Origin of the sequence: Fluviicola taffensis DSM 16823 (genome assembly GCF_943372375.1) — a bacterium.
In the GTDB taxonomy this organism is placed as follows: domain Bacteria; phylum Bacteroidota; class Bacteroidia; order Flavobacteriales_D; family Crocinitomicaceae; genus Fluviicola; species Fluviicola taffensis_A.
In genome coordinates this window covers 92,208-112,554 of record NZ_CALRYJ010000002.1, presented here as the reverse complement: position 1 = coordinate 112,554, position 20,347 = coordinate 92,208, and the positions used below count along the sequence as shown (strand labels likewise).

Below are 20,347 nucleotides of genomic sequence, written 5' to 3'. Positions count from 1 at the left end.
ACAAAAGGTTGTAATTTTTGTTATATTTTTTTAGATATTTCTTGCATGATGTAACTCACAGCCGGACAGACTTCCATGTTCTTTCTTGTAAGATCCAAAATCTGGTACATATTCTTTCTGTTCGTGTGCGGATATTCCCTGCATGCCAAGGGTCTGTCTTCATAAACCGAACAATAATTATCGGAGCCCAGAAACGGGCATGGCGCTGACTTCAGTACATAATCCTGCTCTTCATCCATGATCAGATAGGTATCTATCAGTTTACTTTCCGTCATTCTCAATCGCTTGGATAATCTTTTGATATCCACATCCCGGAAAATAGGACTGGTCGTCTTGCAGCAATTCGCGCAGGCCAGGCAATCAATTTTACGAAATGCTTCGTCGTGCAACTGGTGGAATTGCTCATCCAAACTTCGATTATTGGCCTTTTTGGCTTTTTTAATCCATTTGGTATAGAATTCCTTTTCCGCTTTTCCGTAATCGATCAGTTCTTTCAAATTCATCCGACAAAATTAATAGAAACAGATGCTGAATTTTAAAGTATTGTTTAATTTAGTCCAAGAGACTTATGGAAAAATTTGATTTAGTTATTATCGGTGGTGGACCAGCAGGCTATGCAGCGGCTATGCGCGGGATCGATTTCGGTAAGCGTGTCTGCCTGATTGAGAAAGACCGGGTTGGTGGCGCAGGGGTCTATAATGGTGCACTTTCATCCAAAACATTATGGGAAATCTCTCAGAAAATTGCTTCGGTAAATGATACTATCAGCGGAAAAGGAAGGGAGAAATTTTACCTTTCCTGGGATGACGTAATGGCCACAGTTGATGAAGCCGTTTTTGAACGCAAATTTCAATATTCCTGCCATTTAAAACTTCTGCAAACCGAAACGATGAATAAATTGCTGAACTACGAGCGTGGTAATGCAAGCTTCATTAACGATCATGAAATTGAGATTGTTCAGAATGATGGTGACCGCACAGTAGTTTATGGCGAAAACATTATCATTTCGAGCGGAAGCCGACCACGAAAAATGAAAGATGTCAATGTAGATGAGCAAACCGTTTTAACAAGTGATGGTATTGAAAATCTGACTGATTATCCTAAAAGTCTTGTAATTGTCGGAGCTGGAGTTATTGGTTGTGAGTATGCAACTATCTTCTCGAATTTTGGAAAAACAAAAGTATACCTGATTGACCGTGCAGATCGGATTCTGCCATTTGAAGATACGGATATCACCAATATTGTCAGTGAAAATCTGGAAGAAAAAGGAGTCACCATTCATCACAACGCTCAACTGGAACGACTGGAAAACTTAGGTAATGAAGTCGAATATGAATTGAGCTACCCGGATGGATCCCGTGAAGTGATTCGTGTTGAAAAGGCACTTCTTTCCATAGGTCGTGTACCGAATATCGAATCATTGAATCTGCAAAATGCGGGCGTACAGATGTCTAAGCGCGGACAACATATCGGAGATGATGATACCGTAACGAATGTGCCTCATATTTATGCGGTTGGTGATGTCTCGGGCAGAATCGCTTTGGTGAACATGGGGGAAATTGAAGCGCGTCATGCAGTGGAAAGAGCATTCGGAACGATTCGTGAGCGTTTGAGTTATGATAACGTTTGTACAATCATGTTCCTTCAACCGGAAGTTGCAGCGGTCGGAATCAATGAGATGCAATGTCTTGAAAAGAACATTCCCGTGAAGGTTGTAAAAATCGATTATTCGGTAATCGCAAGGGCAATTGCCATGCGGAAGACAGAAGGTTTTTTTAAGATTATTGTCACGAATGATAGCGATATGAAAGTGCTTGGAATGCGCGCTGTAGGTGAACATGCTTCAACCGCAATCCAAACGATTGGATTAATCATGAAATTGGGATTACCGATTCACGTTATTGCTGAATTGGTTCACCCTCACCCATCCATCGCAGAAGGAATTCAGGAATGTGTACGAATGTTACTCAATCGTTCGCTATTTAAATCTTCCGTTTTTAAAGACAAACTTGCTTGTTATTCGCTAGTGGATGGAGTAAAAACACCGCTTGAACGATTGTAATTCAAAATTATGAAGGCAAAATTCAAAACCTTTTGAATTCTGAATTTTGCATTTTGAATTCATTTACTTTCCCTTCAACTCCATTGCCTTCAATGTATTGATCATCAAAGATGCAATGGTCATTGGTCCTACTCCACCGGGAACTGGAGTTATTGCAGATGTTTTGGGTGCAACTTCTTTGAAATCCACATCACCGGCCAATCTCCAACCTCTTTCTCTTGTAGGATCTTCAATACGTGTGGTACCAACATCAATAACTACAGCGCCTTCTTTTACCATATCTGCTTTGATAAATCCGGGAATTCCAACTGCTGCAACCAAAATATCGGCATTCAGACAAATTTCCTTAATGTTTTCGGATTTTGAGTGTGCAAGCGTCACTGTACAATTTCCCGGATCTGTATTCTTCCCTAAAAGCAAGCTCAAAGGAGTTCCTACAATATTACTTCTTCCAACTACCACACAATTCTTTCCGGAAGTCTCAATCTTATAACGACGCATCAATTCTACAATTCCGGCAGGTGTTGCAGGAACGAAGCCTGGAAGGTTCAGCATCATATTTCCGACATTGATCGGATGAAAACCATCCACATCTTTTTTGGGATCTATGGATAAAGTGACTTTCATTTCATCGATATGAGCAGGAAGCGGAAGCTGAACAATATATCCGTCAATACTTTTATCTTCATTCAAAGATTGGATCTTCTTTAAAAGAGTTTCTTCTGTAATAGAATCGTCATATCGGATCAGGGTACTTTCAAACCCGATCTCTTCACACGCTTTCAACTTATTATTGACATAAGTAACTGAACCACCATCTTTTCCGACAAGAATTGCCGCCAAATGAGGAATTTTCTGTCCCGCAGCTTTACGCTCAGCAACCTGAATAGCCAGTTCTTTTTTGATGATTTCGGAAGCATCCTTACCACTTAATATCTGCATGTCGTGATTTTTTGTGCAAATATAAGGCTTACATCGATTTAGTAGCACTTTAAATTGCCTGTGCTTAGAAAGATTTGTTAAATTTTATAATCATTCATTGATTTATCAATAAAATAATCACACGAAAACCCATTTCAATCAATGAGAACATAGGTTTAATCAAATGTCAATTTTTAATCCAACCATTCAAATCAGATAAGCGTCTTAGAGTAGAACGACAAAACAAAATGTCATGGAAAACAGACTCACTAAGAATCGCTTTATTCAGACCTCTGCAATTCAGCAAATTAATGAAGCTACAATTGTTTTGAGGCATTTTATTGAATTAAGCGCAAAATTATTGCCCTTTTTCAATGAATTATCTAAAAAAGACATCCTGCTACCGCAAGAAAAGAATGATCGTGATAAGATTATTGAAGTTTATAGGAACTACGGTTTCGACACCAGTACTTCTGAAATCCTGATGGAATCGGATATTTTAGAAACCATTCAACAAACCTTTAAATCTATTGAAAAACGTGCTTATGGAAAGGAATCTGATTCAGACAAGTTGATGACAATCTTTCAAAATAAACACCGTCAATTGGTGCTCAACTGGAAACAAACTGATATTAATTAAAGGAAAATAAATAGGGACGAGAATTGAAAATAAGTAGGCACAAGAATTAAAAACAAGTAGGCACGAGAATTAAAAAACAAGTAGGTACGTCCCGCACGTGCGGGATCGCGTGCCTACTTGTTCAAAGAAAGCCGAATCGTTATCAGGATAATCTATTCTGAAAATGGTTCGGTTTTTTTATGGGGAAATAGGTGGAGACGCAATGCATTGCATCTCACCTATTTTATCAATTCTTTTTAATCCAACCATAAATCCAGATACCGGAAAAATTGGATGGATTGATCACCCGGTTTGCTTCTGCGACAGGTGTACCGTGCATAATAACAAAACGCCATTTTCCTTTTTCAGCTAAAACGGAATAAGCAGTGGAATCCGGATAATTTGCTATGATGTTTGTTTCAGATCTTTTGGGCCATGCTGCCTGATTGATCTCCTCCGGTGACCAATGAAGTGCTGTCTTGGATTTTGTGGCAAAAAATGTTCCTGAGAAGGTTGATTTTTCAGGAAAGAATTTACCAAGCATACCCGTATCTCTTCCTAAAAAATAACGTTTTACAAATGTTATCTTATTGTTTACCAAGCGCAAACGATTCAGGTTATGAGAAGCATTCTCGCAACAAGGGTATTGGTGATGATAAAGCAAAACCTCCTTTGTATTCGGGTGGATTTTATATGCTAATAAATGACCGATTTCATTGTATACAGAAACCAACTCCCCTTTTATCGTTGTAAAGATCTGCAACTGCTCTTTTTCCTTTTCTTCTCCGGGATATCCGTTAAAAATAAGCTCAGGAATGCGATCATTATTCAGATCTATTAATTGATAGAGTGAACCAAATTGCTGGTAATAGTTCACAAATAATGCAGAAGGATCGTATGCCTTTGTTCCGATGTGATCGATCAGATCATTATCGAATAAAAATGCAACCATCTTGGCTTTCAGCGTTTCATTTTTCACCTGAATCTTAAGAAAATCCGTTTCCGGACTCGCAATGAAAATCTTCGGGTCCACACGTGTCATTTCTACATATCCAAATGCGCGCATTGAAACGCCCAAAAACAATAACCCAATTAATTTCAGCTTCATAATCCAAACATAAAAAATGCAACCTTGAATAACAACCAAAGGGGCGCCCCGCCTGTGCGGGGCGCCCCTTTGGTTATAAACAATTATCTATTTACTTTTTTGTAGCCTTTGTTTTTCCTTTTTCAATGTTGATCTTCAAGCCAGTATTTGCGTCATCGATATCCAAAACAATGGTATCTCCTTCTTGCAAATTAGCCTTGATGATTTCCTCTGCCAATGGATCTTCAATGTACTTTTGAATCGCTCTTTTCAACGGTCGAGCTCCAAATTTCTCATCGTATCCTTTATCTACAATGAAATCTTTTGCTTTTTCAGTAATAGAAGCATGGTATCCCAATACTGCAATACGATCAAACAATTTCATCAATTCCAAATCAATGATCTTATGGATATTTTCTCTTGTCAATGAATGGAAGATAATCATGTCATCCATACGATTCAGGAACTCAGGTGAAAATGCTTTTCTCAACGCATTCTGGATCACTGTCTTCGCATTGTCATCACGTTGCTCGGTTTGTGATTTTGTTCCGAAACCAACTCCTGTTCCAAAATCTGCCAACTGACGTGCTCCAATATTTGAAGTCATAATCAAAATGGTGTTTTTAAAGTCAATCTTACGACCTAATCCATCTGTCATATGTCCATCATCCAATACCTGAAGTAACAAGTTGAATACATCCGGATGCGCTTTTTCAATCTCATCCAATAAGATGATTGAATATGGTTTACGTCTCACTTTTTCAGTCAGCTGACCACCTTCTTCATAACCGACATATCCCGGAGGCGCTCCAACCAAACGAGAGATTGAGAATTTCTCCATGTATTCAGACATGTCGATGCGAATCAAAGAATCTTCCGAATCAAATAAATATTTCGCCAATACTTTAGCCAATTGTGTTTTTCCGACACCTGTTGGTCCGAGGAAGAAGAATGAACCGATTGGTTTATTCGGATCTTTCAATCCTGCTCTGTTCCGTTGAATTGCTTTCACCACTTTTTCAACCGCTTCCTGCTGACCAATCACTTTCCCTTGAAGTTCATCGGCCATTGTAGCCAATTTCCCCATTTCGGTCTGAGCAACACGTGTAACAGGAATTCCACACATCATGGAAACAACTTCCGCAACATCTTCTTCCGTTACAATTACACGTTTCGCTTTGGAATCTTCTTCCCAACGTTTTTTAGCTTCTTCCAATCGATCCTGAAGTTTGCGCTCAGAGTCCCGAAGTTCGGCAGCTTTCTCGTATTGTTGAGATTTGATCACCTCATTCTTCTGATCTTTCAATTCTTCAATTTCCTGTTCGATATCAATGATATCTTGCGGAACATTGATATTGGTGATGTGAACACGGGAACCTACTTCATCCAATGCATCAATTGCCTTATCCGGTAAATGTCTGTCAGTGATATAACGTTCAGTCAATTTCACACAAGCAGCAAGTGCTTCGTCCGTATAAGTAACCATGTGATGATCCTCATAACGCTCCTTGATATTATTCAGGATCTGAATGGTTTCTTCAATGCTTGTCGGTTCAATCAATACTTTTTGGAAACGACGCTCCAATGCGCCATCCTTTTCAATGTATTGTCTGTACTCATCCAAAGTTGTAGCACCGATTGCCTGCATCTCTCCCCGTGCCAAAGCAGGTTTGAACATATTGGAAGCATCCAAAGAACCACTTGCTCCACCCGCACCGATAATGGTGTGAATCTCATCAATAAACAAAATGATATCCGGATTTTTCTCGATCTCAGCCATCACAGCTTTCATACGCTCTTCAAACTGACCACGGTATTTTGTACCAGCCACCATGGAAGCCAAATCCAATGAAATGATTCGTTTATTAAAAAGTACACGGGAAACTTTTCGTTGAACAATTCTCAAAGCCAATCCTTCAGCAATTGCACTTTTTCCTACTCCCGGTTCTCCAATCAAAATTGGATTATTCTTTTTTCTGCGTGATAGGATTTGAGAAACTCGCTCAATTTCCTTTTCACGTCCTACAATCGGATCCAGCTTTCCGGCTTCTGCCATTTTTGTCAAGTCACGACCGAAATTATCTAAAACAGGTGTTTTAGATTTAGGGTCAGTGGATTTGCGTTGGCTTGCTCCAAATGTTTGATCTTCATCATCCGAAGAAGATGACATTTCTGCTCTTGGTAGTTTATTTTCGTCGACCATGTTTTCTAATTCCTCGTGAACTGTATTATAATTTACTCCGTAGCGATTTAGGACTCTACACACTACGGAATCTTCATCCTTTAACATCGAAAGTAACAAATGTTCCGTTCCTATCATAGGACTCTTGAACAATTTAGCTTCCAAATAAGTTATTTTTAACAAACGTTCCGCTTGTTTTACCAAAGGTATATTCGCCCCTACAGGCGAATTCGATTTAGATGCCTCCAGTAATGGTTTTTCTAATTCTGCTTTTAATTTTTGTAAATCCAGATTGAATCCGGTTAGAATACGCACCGCGTTCCCTTCCCCTTCACGCAAGATTCCAAGCAAGAAATGTTCAACCCCAATAAAATCATTCCCCAAACGCAAAGCTTCTTCTCGACTGAAGCTAAGTACGTCTTTTACCCGAGGTGAAAATTTCGCTTCCATAACTATCTTAATTTAAGATTCAGGTACAACATGTGCACCATACAAATATACAAACTCATTAAATGTTAATAAGTACCTCGAAACAGCATTTTTTCACCGCTTTTTGTTAGTAAAAATCCATTTACCCCTCTTTTTCGTAGCCATAAAAAAACTAATTTCGAAACTTGCATTTAGCACGCAAATTTCGTGCATAATTTAAAACTATGACAAGATGGCAGATGGAGAAAAGATAATCCAGATTAACATCGAAGATGAAATGAAATCGGCGTACATCGATTATTCGATGTCAGTGATTGTATCTCGCGCACTTCCTGATGTGCGTGACGGATTTAAACCAGTACACCGCCGTGTATTATATGGTATGCAAGATTTGGGAGTTTATTCCAATCGACCACACAAAAAGTCAGCTCGTATTGTTGGTGAAGTACTTGGTAAATATCACCCGCATGGTGACAGTTCCGTTTACGACACGATGGTTCGTATGGCACAATCCTGGTCCTTGCGCTACCCTTTAGTTGATGGACAAGGAAACTTTGGTTCTGTCGATGGGGACAGCCCGGCGGCAATGCGTTATACGGAAGCACGTTTGCGCAAGATCGCAGAAGAGATGTTGGATGATTTGGACAAGGAAACAGTTGATTTTGCTCCGAACTTTGATGACTCTTTGGAAGAACCAACGGTATTACCATCCAAAATCCCTAACTTATTGGTGAATGGTGCAAGTGGTATTGCTGTAGGTATGGCTACCAACATGGCACCTCACAATTTAGGTGAAGTTGTTGATGCTATTATTGCTTATGTCGATAACAATGACCTGGAAGATGATGAGCTGTTAAACTATGTAAAAGCTCCTGATTTCCCAACCGGAGGTATTATCTACGGTGTGGATGGTGCCCGTGAAGCATTATTGACCGGTCGTGGACGTGTAGTCATTCGCGGTAAAGCTGAAATCGAAGAGTCAGGAGGACGTGAACAGATTATTGTTACCGAGATTCCTTACCAGGTCAACAAAGCAGAAATGATCAAGAAAACTGCTGAATTGGTAAATGACAAAAAGATTGAGGGTATTTCTGACATTCGTGACGAATCTGACAGAAATGGTATGCGTATCGTTTTTGAATTGAAGCGTGATGCGATTCCAAATGTCGTTTTAAATAAATTATATAAGTACACTGCTCTTCAAGGTTCGTTCTCAATCAACAATATTTGTTTGGTTGACGGAAGACCTCGTCTATTGAACCTGAGAGAAATGATTGCTGAGTTTGTAAAATTCAGACATGAGGTAGTCATCCGCAGAACGAAATATGAATTGCGTAAAGCCGAAGAGCGTGCACATATCCTGGAAGGATTAATCATTGCTTCAGACAATATCGATGAAGTAATTGCGATCATCCGTTCATCAAAAAGTCCGGAAGAAGCGCGTGAGAATTTGATAGCGCGTTTTGCCTTATCAGACATTCAATCGCGTGCAATCGTAGAGATGCGTTTGCGTCAATTGACTGGACTGGAGCAAGACAAACTACGTACAGAATATGCAGATTTGATGGCTTTCATCACAGATTTGAAAGATATTTTAGCTCGTGAAGAACGCAGAATGCAAATCATTAAGGACGAATTGATTGATGTTCGTGCGAAATACGGTGATGCACGTCGTTCCAGAATTGAATACTCCGCTTCAGAAATGAAGATCGAGGATTTGATTCCGGATGAAGAAGTGGTTATTACGATTTCTCATGCAGGTTATATCAAACGTACCAACCTGGATGAATTTAAGGTTCAAAGTCGTGGTGGAATGGGATCGAAAGGTTCTACTACACGTGACAAAGATTTCCTGGAGCATTTGTTTGTTGCAACGAATCACAACTATTTATTGATCTTCACAGAGAAAGGTCGTTGTTTCTGGATGCGCGTATTTGAAGTTCCGGAAGGAAACAAAACTGCAAAAGGAAGAGCAATCCAAAACTTGTTGAACATCGAACAGGATGATAAGATCAAGGCGTATGTGAAAGTCAAAGATTTGACAGATAAGGAATACGTTGAAAATAACTTCATCGTGATGTGCACGAAACAAGGTATCATCAAGAAAACTTCATTGGAAGCTTATTCCCGTCCAAGAGCAAACGGTATCAATGCCATTACGATCCGTGAAAACGACGAATTATTGGAAGCAAGATTGACTGATGGGACAAATGAAATGGTTCTTGCTACTAAAGCAGGTCGTGCAATTCGTTTCAACGAGGCAAAAGTTCGTCCGATGGGTAGAAATGCTTCCGGTGTGCGTGCTGTAACACTTCAAAATGATACAGACGAGGTAGTCGGAATGATTTGCGTGAAAGATAACGCTGAAACGATCATGGTTGTTTCTGAGAAAGGTTATGGAAAACGTTCATTCCTGAATGATCCTGAAGATGGTGAACCGGTATACCGTATCACTAACCGCGGAGGAAAAGGTGTTAAGACCATTAACATTACAGATAAAACCGGACCTCTTTTGGCAATCAAAACGGTTGCTGATGAAGACGATTTGATGATTATCACGAAAGCTGGTGTCACAATCCGTATGCACATCGATGGTATCCGTGTGATGGGAAGAGCTGCTCAGGGAGTTCGTTTGATCAATCTGAAAGGATCTGCGGCAATTGCAGCTGTAGCTAGAGTTCCACGTTCGGATGAAGACGAAGCGGAATTTGATGAAGACGGAACAATCATTGAAAAGCCGGTAGATGACTCAACGGAAGAATCTACAGATGAATCAAACGAAACAAATTCGGAGGAATAAATATGGAAAACGCATTTTGTTTGCATCTTAAAGTCGAGATTGGCATAAAAGTTGGAAACAAAATCACAGCAAATAAATAATTATGAACTATTTGAACATTACTAAAGGAGCATTACTAGCAGGAATCATCATGATTTCGTCACTTTCTTTTGCTCAAAAAAAGATAGAAACCGATGCAGCTTTAGCATTCCAGAACTTTGAGAAGGCTCAGATGACCGGAGACATGGTGGAAATGAAAAAGCAATTGTTAAAAGCAAAAGAATCCATTGATTTGGCTGCTGCTAATGTTGAAACAGAAAAAAGTCCGAAAACTTTGTTCCTGAAAGGTGAGATCTATACTTCTATGCTTTTATTGAAGATGCTTGGTGATGCTGAATTCAATAAAAACGTTCCGGAAAATGCAAAGGAAATTTCTGTCAAAGCATATAAAGATGCGTATGACATTTCCAACAAGTACGACTCGGATATCGAAAACAGTGTGAACACGATCAAGCAAATGCTTTATACAACAGGATCGGCAGCATTTGATGCAAAAAAATACAAGGAGGCTATGATGTCATTTGCAACCGTAAATGATTACACCAATGTATTGAATCAAATGGATACAACGGCTATTTATTATGCTGCTATTGCTGCTGAAAATGATACCAATTGGGTTCAGGCAGCAGAGTACTACAAAAAAGCAGCTGATGCAGGTTACAAACCGGATATCATCTACCGTTCAACTGCAATGGCATACATCAAAGCAGGTCAAAATGATAAAGCTATTGCCTTTTTGAAACAAGCAATTGCAAAATCTCCAAAAGACAAGCATTTATATTTTGCTTTGGGTACAATTGCAATGGAAATGAACGATGACCCAACAGTCTTGGAAAACTTGAACAAGGCGGTAGAAATTGATCCGAAATATGGCGATGCCTTTTATAACTTAGGTAGTTACTTCTCCGGAAAAGGATTGGAACTGCGTCAAAAAGCGAGTAATTTACCTCCAAATGCGAAAAAAGAATCAGATGAATTACTTGCGAAAAGCTTGGAGTTTTATGGTTTAGCAATGGATCCTTTGGAAAAATATGTTGCGATCAATCCAAAAGATGTAGATGTTTTGAACAGCTTGACAAAAATTGCCAGAGCACTTAAAAACACAGAAAAAGAAGCGAAATACAAGCAGATGCTTGATGCTGCGAAGCAATAAAGGAATTGTATCAACTGAATTAAAAAAGGCCTTCATCTTTGGATGAAGGCCTTTTTTAATTTCAGGTATCAGATACTCTTCCCATTTCGCCAATTTGCCATTTTGCGTGTTTGCCAAATAGCGAACCATTACCATGGTATCTATTCTGAGTTTTAGTATCTATCCAATTGGTAACCTAAATTTAAAATCCCATTTAGTATATAATCCTTATCTTAGCCTCCCCAAAGAAATTTGTATGAAAAAGATAGTAATCATCATTTGTTTATTTATTGGTTTAAACTCCTTCGCACAACTTAGTGCAGTGAGAGGAAAAACATCCTACAATTTTTGGCTGAATCTTCCCGATTCGAGTGTTTTGGCTAACAACCCTCCTATTCTTATTTTCTTACATGGAAAAAGTTTGAGTGGCACCGATTTGAATCGCGTGAAAAAATATGGCGTAATCCATGAAATTGAAAAAGGACGAAAGATCCCGGCAATTGTCATAGCGCCACAAGTAGCTTCCGGATCTTGGAATCCGGACAAAGTTTTGGAAGTTTTGGAATACATCCAAAAACTATATAAAACCGATACAAACCGCGTTTATGTTTGTGGAATGAGTTTAGGTGGCTATGGAACAATGCATTTCGTAGGAAAACATGCGGATAAAATTACAGCAGGGGTTGCACTTTGCGGAGGTGGAAATCCTAAAGATGCTTGTAATCTGGCAAGTATTCCCATGTGGATCCAACATGGAAGCAGAGATGAAGCAGTTCCGGTAGGGCAATCAAGAACAATGGTGACTGCCATTAAAAGTTGTAATGATGGGAAAAATCTCATCTACACAGAAATAATAGGTGCGAATCATGGAGCTTTGGAACGAATCTTTCGTGGAGATGAAATGTACAACTGGTTATTCGCTCAGGTTCGCACAGCAGCAGGTGAAGTGGTAATGACTCCTCTTCCAAAAACGGCAGAACCTCCTATGGAAACCAAGGACCAAGAGGCAACTACCGGAAATAAAACTGCAATCGGAGCCGGAGGCAATTGAAAAGTTCAAAATTTCGGAACTTCGACAACGATCAATCACCGAATTAACAAAAAAGGGCGTTGAGCAAAGTCGAAGTGCTACTTGAAGTGAATTGTCGAATATTTAAAACTGATGATCATTTCATTGAACTGCTTGATAAAATCCTGCCCCAGGTTTCCGTCAAAATCTGAATCGACTTCCCCAACATGATCTTTTCTCAATTGAACATCCTGCAAAGTTACGGTTGACAATCCAACGGAAAGTGTCACTTTAGGCAGCAAGTAACCTTGGTATTCCACCATTCCTCCTGCTCCACCCGATTTCAAGGTTTGTTTTTTTCCCTTCTTCTCCACCCGCTTCTTATACTTATAATAATAAGAGCTATTCAAAGATGTTTCTGCAGCTCCCGTATCAAATGAAAATTGCAGCGTGTCTTGATCCTGAATAACCTGAACAACCGGAACAAAACCAACTAAGATCATATTGCTTTTCGTATAAACTTCCGGAGTTTTGGGAATCACCAATTGATCCTCTTTTGTAATATGGATCTCTTCCAGGTTGCGAATTACCGGGAAACCGATAATTCCTTGAATCGAGTAATTCACTTCTGAAAAAGTCAAATCGGTATCATCAAAAACAAGAAAAACCACGTTTTCACATTTTACAACTTGTCCGGACCCTCCGGGATCTCCAATCAGCAATTCCTTTATCACTGCCAGATCACTTTTCACTTTAGCACCGGTAATTGCAGACACATCAAATTGAATCGGAATGATTTCACACCCCATTTCCAATGCTACCGATCTTTGAATTACGGAAAAATTGGCACCGGTATCGAACACAAAGTTTTTTGTTATTCCTGAAACAGTAACCGGAACATTTGCCAATTTGGCATTATCACGTGACAATTGGACTTTTACATCAACCGAACGATTGATCAGTTGTTTGTTCGAGTTTTCAAGCGCTTTCCAAATCCTTCCCGTGTTGGATAAATCATCCAGCTCTTCCGCCGTGCAAACATGCTTGAAGTTCTCAATGATGTATTGATTTGTCTGATAGGCATTCTTATACTCGAATAGATTCACCAGATTCAATTGCTTTACCATCAAGATTTCTTTGAAAAGCGAATCGTTATTCATTGATCCGGCACCTTCCAAAAAATCTTCTATTGCTTCATTTGATTCCTTGAAGTTGGAAAATGCATTTTCAACCAAACTCCAGTAATAAAAATAAACCTCCTTATCCATTCTGGATTTATTGGCAATCAATAGCTCCTTCACTTCAAAAAAATCTTTCTTTTGAGAAAGGGAGCTCAGTTCCGAATAGAATTTATCTTCATCAAAAGGTCGGGTTTTCTGTGCATTAGAAAAGACACTTATCAAACAAAACAGAATAGCAAACAGGTTTTTCATAGTCATAAAATGTAGCATGAAGATAACCAAATCAGAGATATGTATTATCATCCGCACTCGGTTCGTGTTCAAGATTAACATGTTTTCTGATTTCCCACTGATGCGTTGATTATTGCCCGGCTAATGCTTACCGCATGTTGCAAAAGCTTTAGCATAGGCGCACCGCACTCGATTTCTGAGTAACAATCAACAATTCATAAACAAGAAGCAACTGGTAAGCGCCTCTAGATATCTGTGGTAAAACACCTGAATGAATTAGAATTAATTGCCGGGAATTCACTTACTTTATTTCAGACCACTTCTTTTGGACAATCTTCTTGAATTCTTCTTTTTTGAATGCACGTTCGTTGATTCCATCGTATTCTTTCACACTGTTTCCATTCCATAGGTAAAAGACTCCGGGAGTATCTTTTGTTCCTCCTAGTGCAGTCCAGAATGAACCTACATCCAGAATTTTGAATTGGTATTTTCTTCCTGCAAAAGCAAAGAAATCCGGAATCAATTCCGTTTCTTCATCCATAAAGACAATCTTGAGTTCCGGAAAGTTGGCATCTTTTGAAGCTAAATCTGTCAACGCTTTTGCCGTTTCTTTACAATGGTCGCAGCCAGGAGCGAAAAAACAGATGATTTTTCTTCCTTTATCGATATCTCCGAACTGCGATGCAAATCCTGATTTTTTCTGTTTCGGCTCACCAATTAATTGTTCTTCCTCTGCTTGCTGCACGTTGTGATCTTGTTCCAGATCTTTCAGATTAATAGCAGTTACCGTTTTTTTGTCTGCTATCCCCTTTTTTTGATCTTGGGAGGTATGAATCCCCTCTTTCTTTAATGCCGCGTCCAATTCTGGTTCCATTTTTTTAGAATCACTGTCAGACCACTCCATTTCTTTCATCATTTCTTCTACCAATTGATCACTGGACTTACGTTGCATAGGTCCAACCAAAAACACGGCAAGAATCGAAGCGAATGTTATCGCAGCAACGAATGAAAAATTCAATCGGTCGTTTTCTTTGGAAGTTTTGCTGTAAAGCAGCACTAACAAGCCCATTCCAATAATATTTTTGATCAATGCCTGAACAGGAGTCATTGGTAACAAAGATCCAAAACAACCACAATTCCCGCTATTTCCGGAAGATGCAATCTCATAACTCAAATGAATACTGAAAATCAACAACATCAGGAACGACATCGGAATCACCAATCGCTTGAAGTAATTTTTTTGAAGTAACAAAACACCCAAAGCCAGCTCACAACCAATCAGGATGCGCGAGAAATAAGCCGCACTCATTTCACTGAAACCCATGGGAATCAACTGTTTCACTTCAAATGTGGGAAGTGCCATATTCGGAGAAGGATACAATTTTGCCACAGCGGAAAGCAGGAACATAAATGCCATGATTCCTTTTATAATCAGTGGAAGTTGTTTGTTCATAAACAAACTTCCATTTCCCAAGTTAGTAGATGTCATAACGCAATTTTATGCATCTAAAATAATAGAAAGATGCGGGCTACGTTTCCTTTTTAGGAAAAGGTTAACAAATTAAAATCTTAAACGCGATTGATAATGTAATCTCCAAACCAGGATTTGTGATCCGTAAAACGCTGTTGGACTGACAATGGTGATTGATCAATGATCTTGTCCAGGATCATATCGTTGTATTTCCTTGAAATTTCTGTGTGGATTCGCTCATTTTCTTCAAATGAGAATTGTTTGTTGATCGACTCAATGGTGACAACCTGCTTCTTCGTACTTTTTAGAAAACTTTTCGCTATTCCTTCCGATTCATGGTATTCCGGATCATGTACAAAAGAATTCAAGTCAAAATTCGCATGCAATTCCCGATTCATCCGTTCCAATAGATTCAGGTTGAAATCTCGTGTAATTCCAGCAGCATCGTTATAGGCAGGGAGCACAACTTCTTTTTCCTTGATCAGATCCACTCCTAAGACAATTTTGTCTCCTTTATTCAAGTTTGCACTTAACGAAGCGACAAACAACTTCGCTTGTTCATCTGTCATATTTCCAATGTTGGAACCTAGAAACAAAATGATCTTTCTATTGGGAGATTTCTTCAAGTCACTCAGCATTTGAAAATAATCTCCATGTAAGCTATTGATCGCCAATTCAGGAATCTCCTCTTTCATCCGATGTTCCAAACCAATCAACGCATTGGAAGAAATATCAATTGGAATGTATTTGAATGTTACCCGTGAGCGGATTAGTTCAAATAGCAGGTGAATGGTCTTTGTACCATCTCCGGCACCTAATTCCACCACTTCTATTTCTTCTCTCTTTTGAATGTCAAAACTTGCAATAATATCTCTGGATTGTTGTTGGAATATTTCCATCTCTGCACGAGTCAGATAATATTCAGGCATATTCATGATTTTTACGAATAGTTCGTCACCCCGCTTATCGTAAAAATACTTCGAAGGAATTTGTTTGGGAGTTTGAGAAAGTCCAAACAACACATCTTGCTTAAATTGTTCTAATATCATCTTACTTTGCTAATCTAATTCCTGAATACTGCCATTGAAAATGCGGGTGGAAAAAGTTTCGGTAGGTTTTTCTGCTGTGATTTGGGGACGTTGCAACGGAAGCTCCGCGCAATACCATTTGATTGATCATGAATTTCCCATTGTATTCACCAACGGCTCCTTCAGCTGTTTTAAATCCGGGATAAGGTAAATAAGCGCTATTCGTCCATTCCCACCTTTTTCCCCAATCCAAAACATCGGAAGCTGCTTCCCATTCAAATTCAGTTGGTAAGCGAAGTCCTTTCCAGGTGGCATAAGCTTGCGCTTCGTAATAAGATACATGTCCCAAAATTGCATTTGGATCCACTTCTTTCAAACCCGCAAGTGTAAAATAATGCCACTTCCCTTTTATTTTATGCCAATAAAGCGGATTGGTAATCTTGTTCTCGTTCAACCAGGACCAACCTTCATCGAGCCAACAATCAAAACGCGAATAACCGCCAGCTTCCATGAACTCTAAATATTCTCCGTTGGTCACCAAAGATTTGGAAATATCAAATGCGTTCAAATAGACTTTATGCTTATTCAATTCATTGTCAAAACAAAAGGCACCACCGTCGTGACCGATTTCATAAATTCCTTCTTCCATTGGAACCCACCCGGTATGGGTATTCGTATCTGCAAGCAAATTTTGAGTTTCATCATATACCGGAAAAATCGGGTTATGTCCAAGGGTATATTTTAAATCCGTGATCAATAACTCTTGATGTTGCTGCTCGTGATTCAATCCGAGCTCAATGAGTTCTCTCAATTCCGGCGATATCTCTCTGCCAAACAATTCCATCATTCCTTGATTCACATGAGTGCGATAAGCATATACCTCCGAAACTCCCGGTCGGGTAATGTTTCCACGATCTGCCCGGAAAGTCCGCTCTCCAATGGTATTGTAATAGGAATTGAACAAAAAACCAAAATCCGCATGAAACTCTTTATATCCCGGAAGATTTTTCTTGAGAATCATCTCCTCAAAAAACCAGGTGGAATGAGCCAAATGCCATTTCGGTGGACTTGCAAACGGAACAGGTTGCGGAACATAATCTTCCACTTGAAGCGGTTTGCAAATAGTTTCTGTTCGACTTCTTACTTCCTGGTACTTTTCTTTTAAATGCATGTTATCCGATCAATCAACAACAACTTGAACACCTTTCCAAAAAGCCACTTTCCCTTCTATGCTTTTAGCCAATTCAGAGGCTTTTGGATAATACCAAGCAGCATCCTTGTTTGTCTGTCCACCCACTTCCAAAGAATAATAGGAAGCCACCCCTTTCCATGGACAAGTTGTGTGGGTATCGGAATCCTTGAAATATTCTTGTTTGATTGCTTCTATCGGGAAGTAATGATTTCCTTCAATCATCACCGTTTTCTCACTTTCCGCAATGATTGTATCGTTCCAAATTGCTCGTTTCATAATTCAGTATTTAGTCATTTAAATTGAACATCCTTTGTAAACTCACAAAAGTTCAATCTCTTCAAGGTACGAAAAGAAAGTGAATCCGGATTTTGGACAACGAAAATTAATTCTTAATTAATCCCAATTTTATCTCAGAAGGAAAAACAGATATAGAAACGGAATTACTAAATTCGGACAGCGATCATTGTTACATCATCGATCTGTTCATTGTCCCCCTTCCAATCATTGAATCTTTTGAGAATAATTCCCTTCTGTTCTTCTAATGGAAGTATCGCTTGTTGAAGAATCAATTCCTTCATTTGTTTCTTCATGAATTTCTTTCCTTTTGGTCCTCCAAACTGATCTGCAAAACCATCTGTAAAGCAATAAACCAAGTCATTCTTTAGCAATGGAACGGTGGTTTGAGTAAAGGAAACCGTATCGTGAACGTGTTTTCCTAAAGGCATTTTATCTCCTATGAATTCCAACAATTCATACCCCTTTGTTTCTTCCGAATAACGTGCAATCCAAATCGAATTATTCGCGGAAGTATAAGTCAAACTTGTTTTCTCCTGATTGAATGAGATCAGACTTCCATCCATTCCGTCTTTACCTCCTTCCAAGCTCCCGTCATTCTTCAATCGTTCAATAATGGTCATTCTTGCCTCGTTGAAAATTTGAGCAGGTTCTGATTGATGTTCAATGGCTTTTTCCAAGCTAGTGATATTGAGTAAACTCATAATTGCTCCGGGAACACCATGTCCCGTGCTATCACCTGTTAACAAGAGAAAATTTCCATTTGCGAGTCTATTTGCCCAATAAAAATCTCCGCTCACAACATCTCGTGGCTGAAAAATGACAAAATATTCTTTCAGATTATCCGAAAGAGTGGCTTCTGTTGCTAAAAAACTTCGCTGAATGCGTTCTGCATAATTGATACTATCCTTAATTTCTTTATGTTTCTCGGTTATTTCCAAATGCGTCTGATGCAATTCATCCAATGTGGACTTCAATTCATTTTCAGCGGATTTGCGCAACTCTACTTCTCTCCTGAAACTTCTATTCCAGCCATTCATTGCGATCAAGAATGTAACTATCCCAAGTCCAATAAGTGGAAGAGCAAATGGCCATTTTTGAATGGTAAACAAAGCGCCCATGACCAAACAAAGCAACCCTATTAAATCCATAACGCTCAAGTAAATAACCTTTACTTTGGATGGAATTAATTCGATCAATCGTTCATAGCGGCTTTTTATTATAAAAGGAAAATAGGAAAAACTCAATAAAAAGAAAAAGAGTACAATTTCAATAGCTGCACCAGACCAGAACATGAATTTGGATAAAACACCGAAACAACCCAAGAAAATTAAAAATCCTAAAATGATTCGTGAAACCCGTTTTCTTTTTGTTACGGAACTATGGAGATAAATAAAGGTGATTCCCAAGAAAATAAAAAGAATCATCGACAAGAGAAATACTATTGCGGCCCCTTTTCCCATAGGAATAGAATGCCCACTGATATCCGTAATCAAAAAAGTGAGGAATGTTAAGAGTCCTATTCCAAGAAGCAATTTCCCTATCTTATTGATCATTTTTGAAGAGTTGTTTCATCGTAATTTCTGCTAAATTAATTTTGTTCCTGATTATCCATTAACAGTTCTTCTTCCAAATGCTTGAATACTATTAAGCGATGTGTGAATCGTCAGTATCAGTAAATAGAAATTAGATCAATTAAATCAGCAAAAGTCCGCTTATTTGATAAAAATCAATCGATAAGTTCTTAAATTTAGGATTCCATTTCATAAAACAACGCTTTTCATGTCAAACATTCAACTCATCATTGAGGAACGCGCTGCAGATATCGGTAATTTTCTAGTAGGAAGATTGCTCCCTTTTCGTCAAAAACGAGCAGTTGGACCATTTGTATTTATCGATCACATGGGACCGGCAAAATTGAGTGATCATCAAAATTTGGATGTCGGACCTCACCCTCATATCGGATTATCGACGCTCACTTATCTATTTGAAGGTTCAATTATGCACCGGGACAGTGTTGGTTCTGTCATGGAAATCCAACCTGGCGCAGTGAATTGGATGACTTCAGGAAAAGGAGTTGTTCATTCTGAAAGAACGCCTGAGTATTTACGTCATTCAGAAAAGCACCTCCATGGATTGCAAATTTGGGTGGCACTTCCTAAAGAATTGGAAGAAATGGATCCGTCATTTACACACATTGAAGGAGATGAAATTCCATCATGGACTGATAACAATGTTCATTTCAAACTAATTGCCGGCGAAGCATTCGGAAAAAAATCGCCCGTTCCTGTTTACAGTCCGCTCTATTTTCTTGAAATCAAGAGTCACGAGGCAACAAGCATTAGTATTGGTGAAGAATTATTTGGTGAGAGTGCTCTGTATATCCTGGAAGGAAGTATAAAAGACGGCGAAGAGGAATTCGGTTCGAAACAAATCCTGATAGCAAAGAATACAGAACTATGTACCTTTGATATGGCGGCAAACACCACCGTTTATATTTTTGGTGGAGAAGCATTCCCGGAAGAACGTTTTATCTTTTGGAACTTTGTATCATCGAGAAAAGAGCGGATTGAAGAAGCAAAACAAGCGTGGATTGATCAGACTTTTCCCAAAATTGAAGGAGAAACAGGTTTTGTTCCCCTACCGGAACCCAAATTTTAATTCAAAAGT

At 39.0% G+C, this 20,347-nt stretch carries 16 protein-coding genes; 6 read left to right on the top strand and 10 right to left on the bottom strand.

The annotated features are described in order from the left end of the window. Positions 1 to 20: 20 nt before the first annotated feature. The gene (locus tag AAG807_RS03820) at positions 21 to 503 is read right to left on the bottom strand and encodes a YkgJ family cysteine cluster protein (protein ID WP_341900956.1); all 483 of its coding nucleotides are present in this window, start codon (positions 501 to 503) and stop codon (positions 21 to 23) included. 65 nt (positions 504 to 568) lie between these two features. Between AAG807_RS03820 and AAG807_RS03815 the strand changes: the two genes are divergently transcribed. Further along, on the top strand, positions 569 to 2,062 hold the full coding sequence (locus AAG807_RS03815; protein ID WP_341900954.1) for an NAD(P)/FAD-dependent oxidoreductase: 1,494 nt from the start codon (positions 569 to 571) through the stop codon (positions 2,060 to 2,062). A 63-nt stretch (positions 2,063 to 2,125) separates the two neighbouring features. On the opposite strand, the gene AAG807_RS03810 is transcribed toward AAG807_RS03815, so the two are convergent. Further along, on the bottom strand, positions 2,126 to 3,004 hold the full coding sequence (locus AAG807_RS03810) for a tetrahydrofolate dehydrogenase/cyclohydrolase catalytic domain-containing protein (protein WP_341900952.1): 879 nt from the start codon (positions 3,002 to 3,004) through the stop codon (positions 2,126 to 2,128). A 232-nt stretch (positions 3,005 to 3,236) separates the two neighbouring features. On the opposite strand from AAG807_RS03810, the gene AAG807_RS03805 reads away from it, so the two are divergent. After that, on the top strand, positions 3,237 to 3,623 hold the full coding sequence (locus AAG807_RS03805; protein WP_341900950.1) for a hypothetical protein: 387 nt from the start codon (positions 3,237 to 3,239) through the stop codon (positions 3,621 to 3,623). Positions 3,624 to 3,849: 226 nt separating this feature from the next. Here the strand turns inward: AAG807_RS03805 and AAG807_RS03800 are convergent, their stop codons facing one another. Beyond that, positions 3,850 to 4,710, bottom strand: a complete 861-nt coding sequence (locus AAG807_RS03800) for a hypothetical protein (RefSeq protein ID WP_341900949.1) — start codon at positions 4,708 to 4,710, stop codon at positions 3,850 to 3,852. A 91-nt stretch (positions 4,711 to 4,801) separates the two neighbouring features. Beyond that, positions 4,802 to 7,321, bottom strand: a complete 2,520-nt coding sequence (locus AAG807_RS03795) for an ATP-dependent Clp protease ATP-binding subunit (protein ID WP_341900947.1) — start codon at positions 7,319 to 7,321, stop codon at positions 4,802 to 4,804. 211 nt (positions 7,322 to 7,532) lie between these two features. On the opposite strand from AAG807_RS03795, the gene gyrA reads away from it, so the two are divergent. From gyrA to AAG807_RS03780, 3 genes are all read left to right on the top strand, one after another. Then, the gene (gyrA, locus tag AAG807_RS03790) at positions 7,533 to 10,100 is read left to right on the top strand and encodes a DNA gyrase subunit A (RefSeq protein ID WP_341900945.1); all 2,568 of its coding nucleotides are present in this window, start codon (positions 7,533 to 7,535) and stop codon (positions 10,098 to 10,100) included. An 82-nt stretch (positions 10,101 to 10,182) separates the two neighbouring features. Next, positions 10,183 to 11,292, top strand: a complete 1,110-nt coding sequence (locus AAG807_RS03785; RefSeq protein WP_341900943.1) for a tetratricopeptide repeat protein — start codon at positions 10,183 to 10,185, stop codon at positions 11,290 to 11,292. 235 nt (positions 11,293 to 11,527) lie between these two features. Beyond that, a complete protein-coding gene (locus tag AAG807_RS03780; protein WP_341900942.1) occupies positions 11,528 to 12,322 on the top strand; it encodes a phospholipase in 795 nt (264 codons plus the stop codon). Between the two features lie 77 nt (positions 12,323 to 12,399). Here AAG807_RS03780 and AAG807_RS03775 read toward each other — a convergent pair whose 3' ends face one another. The 6 genes from AAG807_RS03775 to AAG807_RS03750 all read right to left on the bottom strand — a co-directional run bounded on the left by AAG807_RS03775 (position 12,400) and on the right by AAG807_RS03750 (position 19,233). Continuing rightward, on the bottom strand, positions 12,400 to 13,713 hold the full coding sequence (locus AAG807_RS03775) for a retropepsin-like aspartic protease (RefSeq protein ID WP_341900940.1): 1,314 nt from the start codon (positions 13,711 to 13,713) through the stop codon (positions 12,400 to 12,402). A gap of 280 nt (positions 13,714 to 13,993) precedes the next feature. Beyond that, positions 13,994 to 15,181, bottom strand: coding sequence for a MauE/DoxX family redox-associated membrane protein (locus AAG807_RS03770; protein ID WP_341900938.1), 1,188 nt, complete (start codon positions 15,179 to 15,181; stop codon positions 13,994 to 13,996). Positions 15,182 to 15,261: 80 nt separating this feature from the next. Then, the gene (gene egtD, locus AAG807_RS03765) at positions 15,262 to 16,212 is read right to left on the bottom strand and encodes an L-histidine N(alpha)-methyltransferase (protein ID WP_341900935.1); all 951 of its coding nucleotides are present in this window, start codon (positions 16,210 to 16,212) and stop codon (positions 15,262 to 15,264) included. 1 nt (position 16,213) lies between these two features. Next, positions 16,214 to 17,362 (bottom strand): ergothioneine biosynthesis protein EgtB, encoded by a 1,149-nt coding sequence (gene egtB, locus AAG807_RS03760; protein ID WP_341900932.1) that lies wholly within the window; start codon positions 17,360 to 17,362, stop codon positions 16,214 to 16,216. Between the two features lie 9 nt (positions 17,363 to 17,371). Continuing rightward, positions 17,372 to 17,659 carry a DUF427 domain-containing protein gene (locus AAG807_RS03755; RefSeq protein ID WP_341900931.1) on the bottom strand — a complete coding sequence of 96 codons (288 nt, stop codon included), beginning with the start codon at positions 17,657 to 17,659 and terminating at the stop codon, positions 17,372 to 17,374. A 167-nt stretch (positions 17,660 to 17,826) separates the two neighbouring features. Next, positions 17,827 to 19,233 carry a SpoIIE family protein phosphatase gene (locus tag AAG807_RS03750; RefSeq protein WP_341900929.1) on the bottom strand — a complete coding sequence of 469 codons (1,407 nt, stop codon included), beginning with the start codon at positions 19,231 to 19,233 and terminating at the stop codon, positions 17,827 to 17,829. 226 nt (positions 19,234 to 19,459) lie between these two features. Here AAG807_RS03750 and AAG807_RS03745 point away from each other — a divergent pair, with 226 nt between their 5' ends. Next, a complete protein-coding gene (locus tag AAG807_RS03745) occupies positions 19,460 to 20,338 on the top strand; it encodes a pirin family protein (RefSeq protein WP_341900927.1) in 879 nt (292 codons plus the stop codon). Positions 20,339 to 20,347 lie beyond the last annotated feature (9 nt).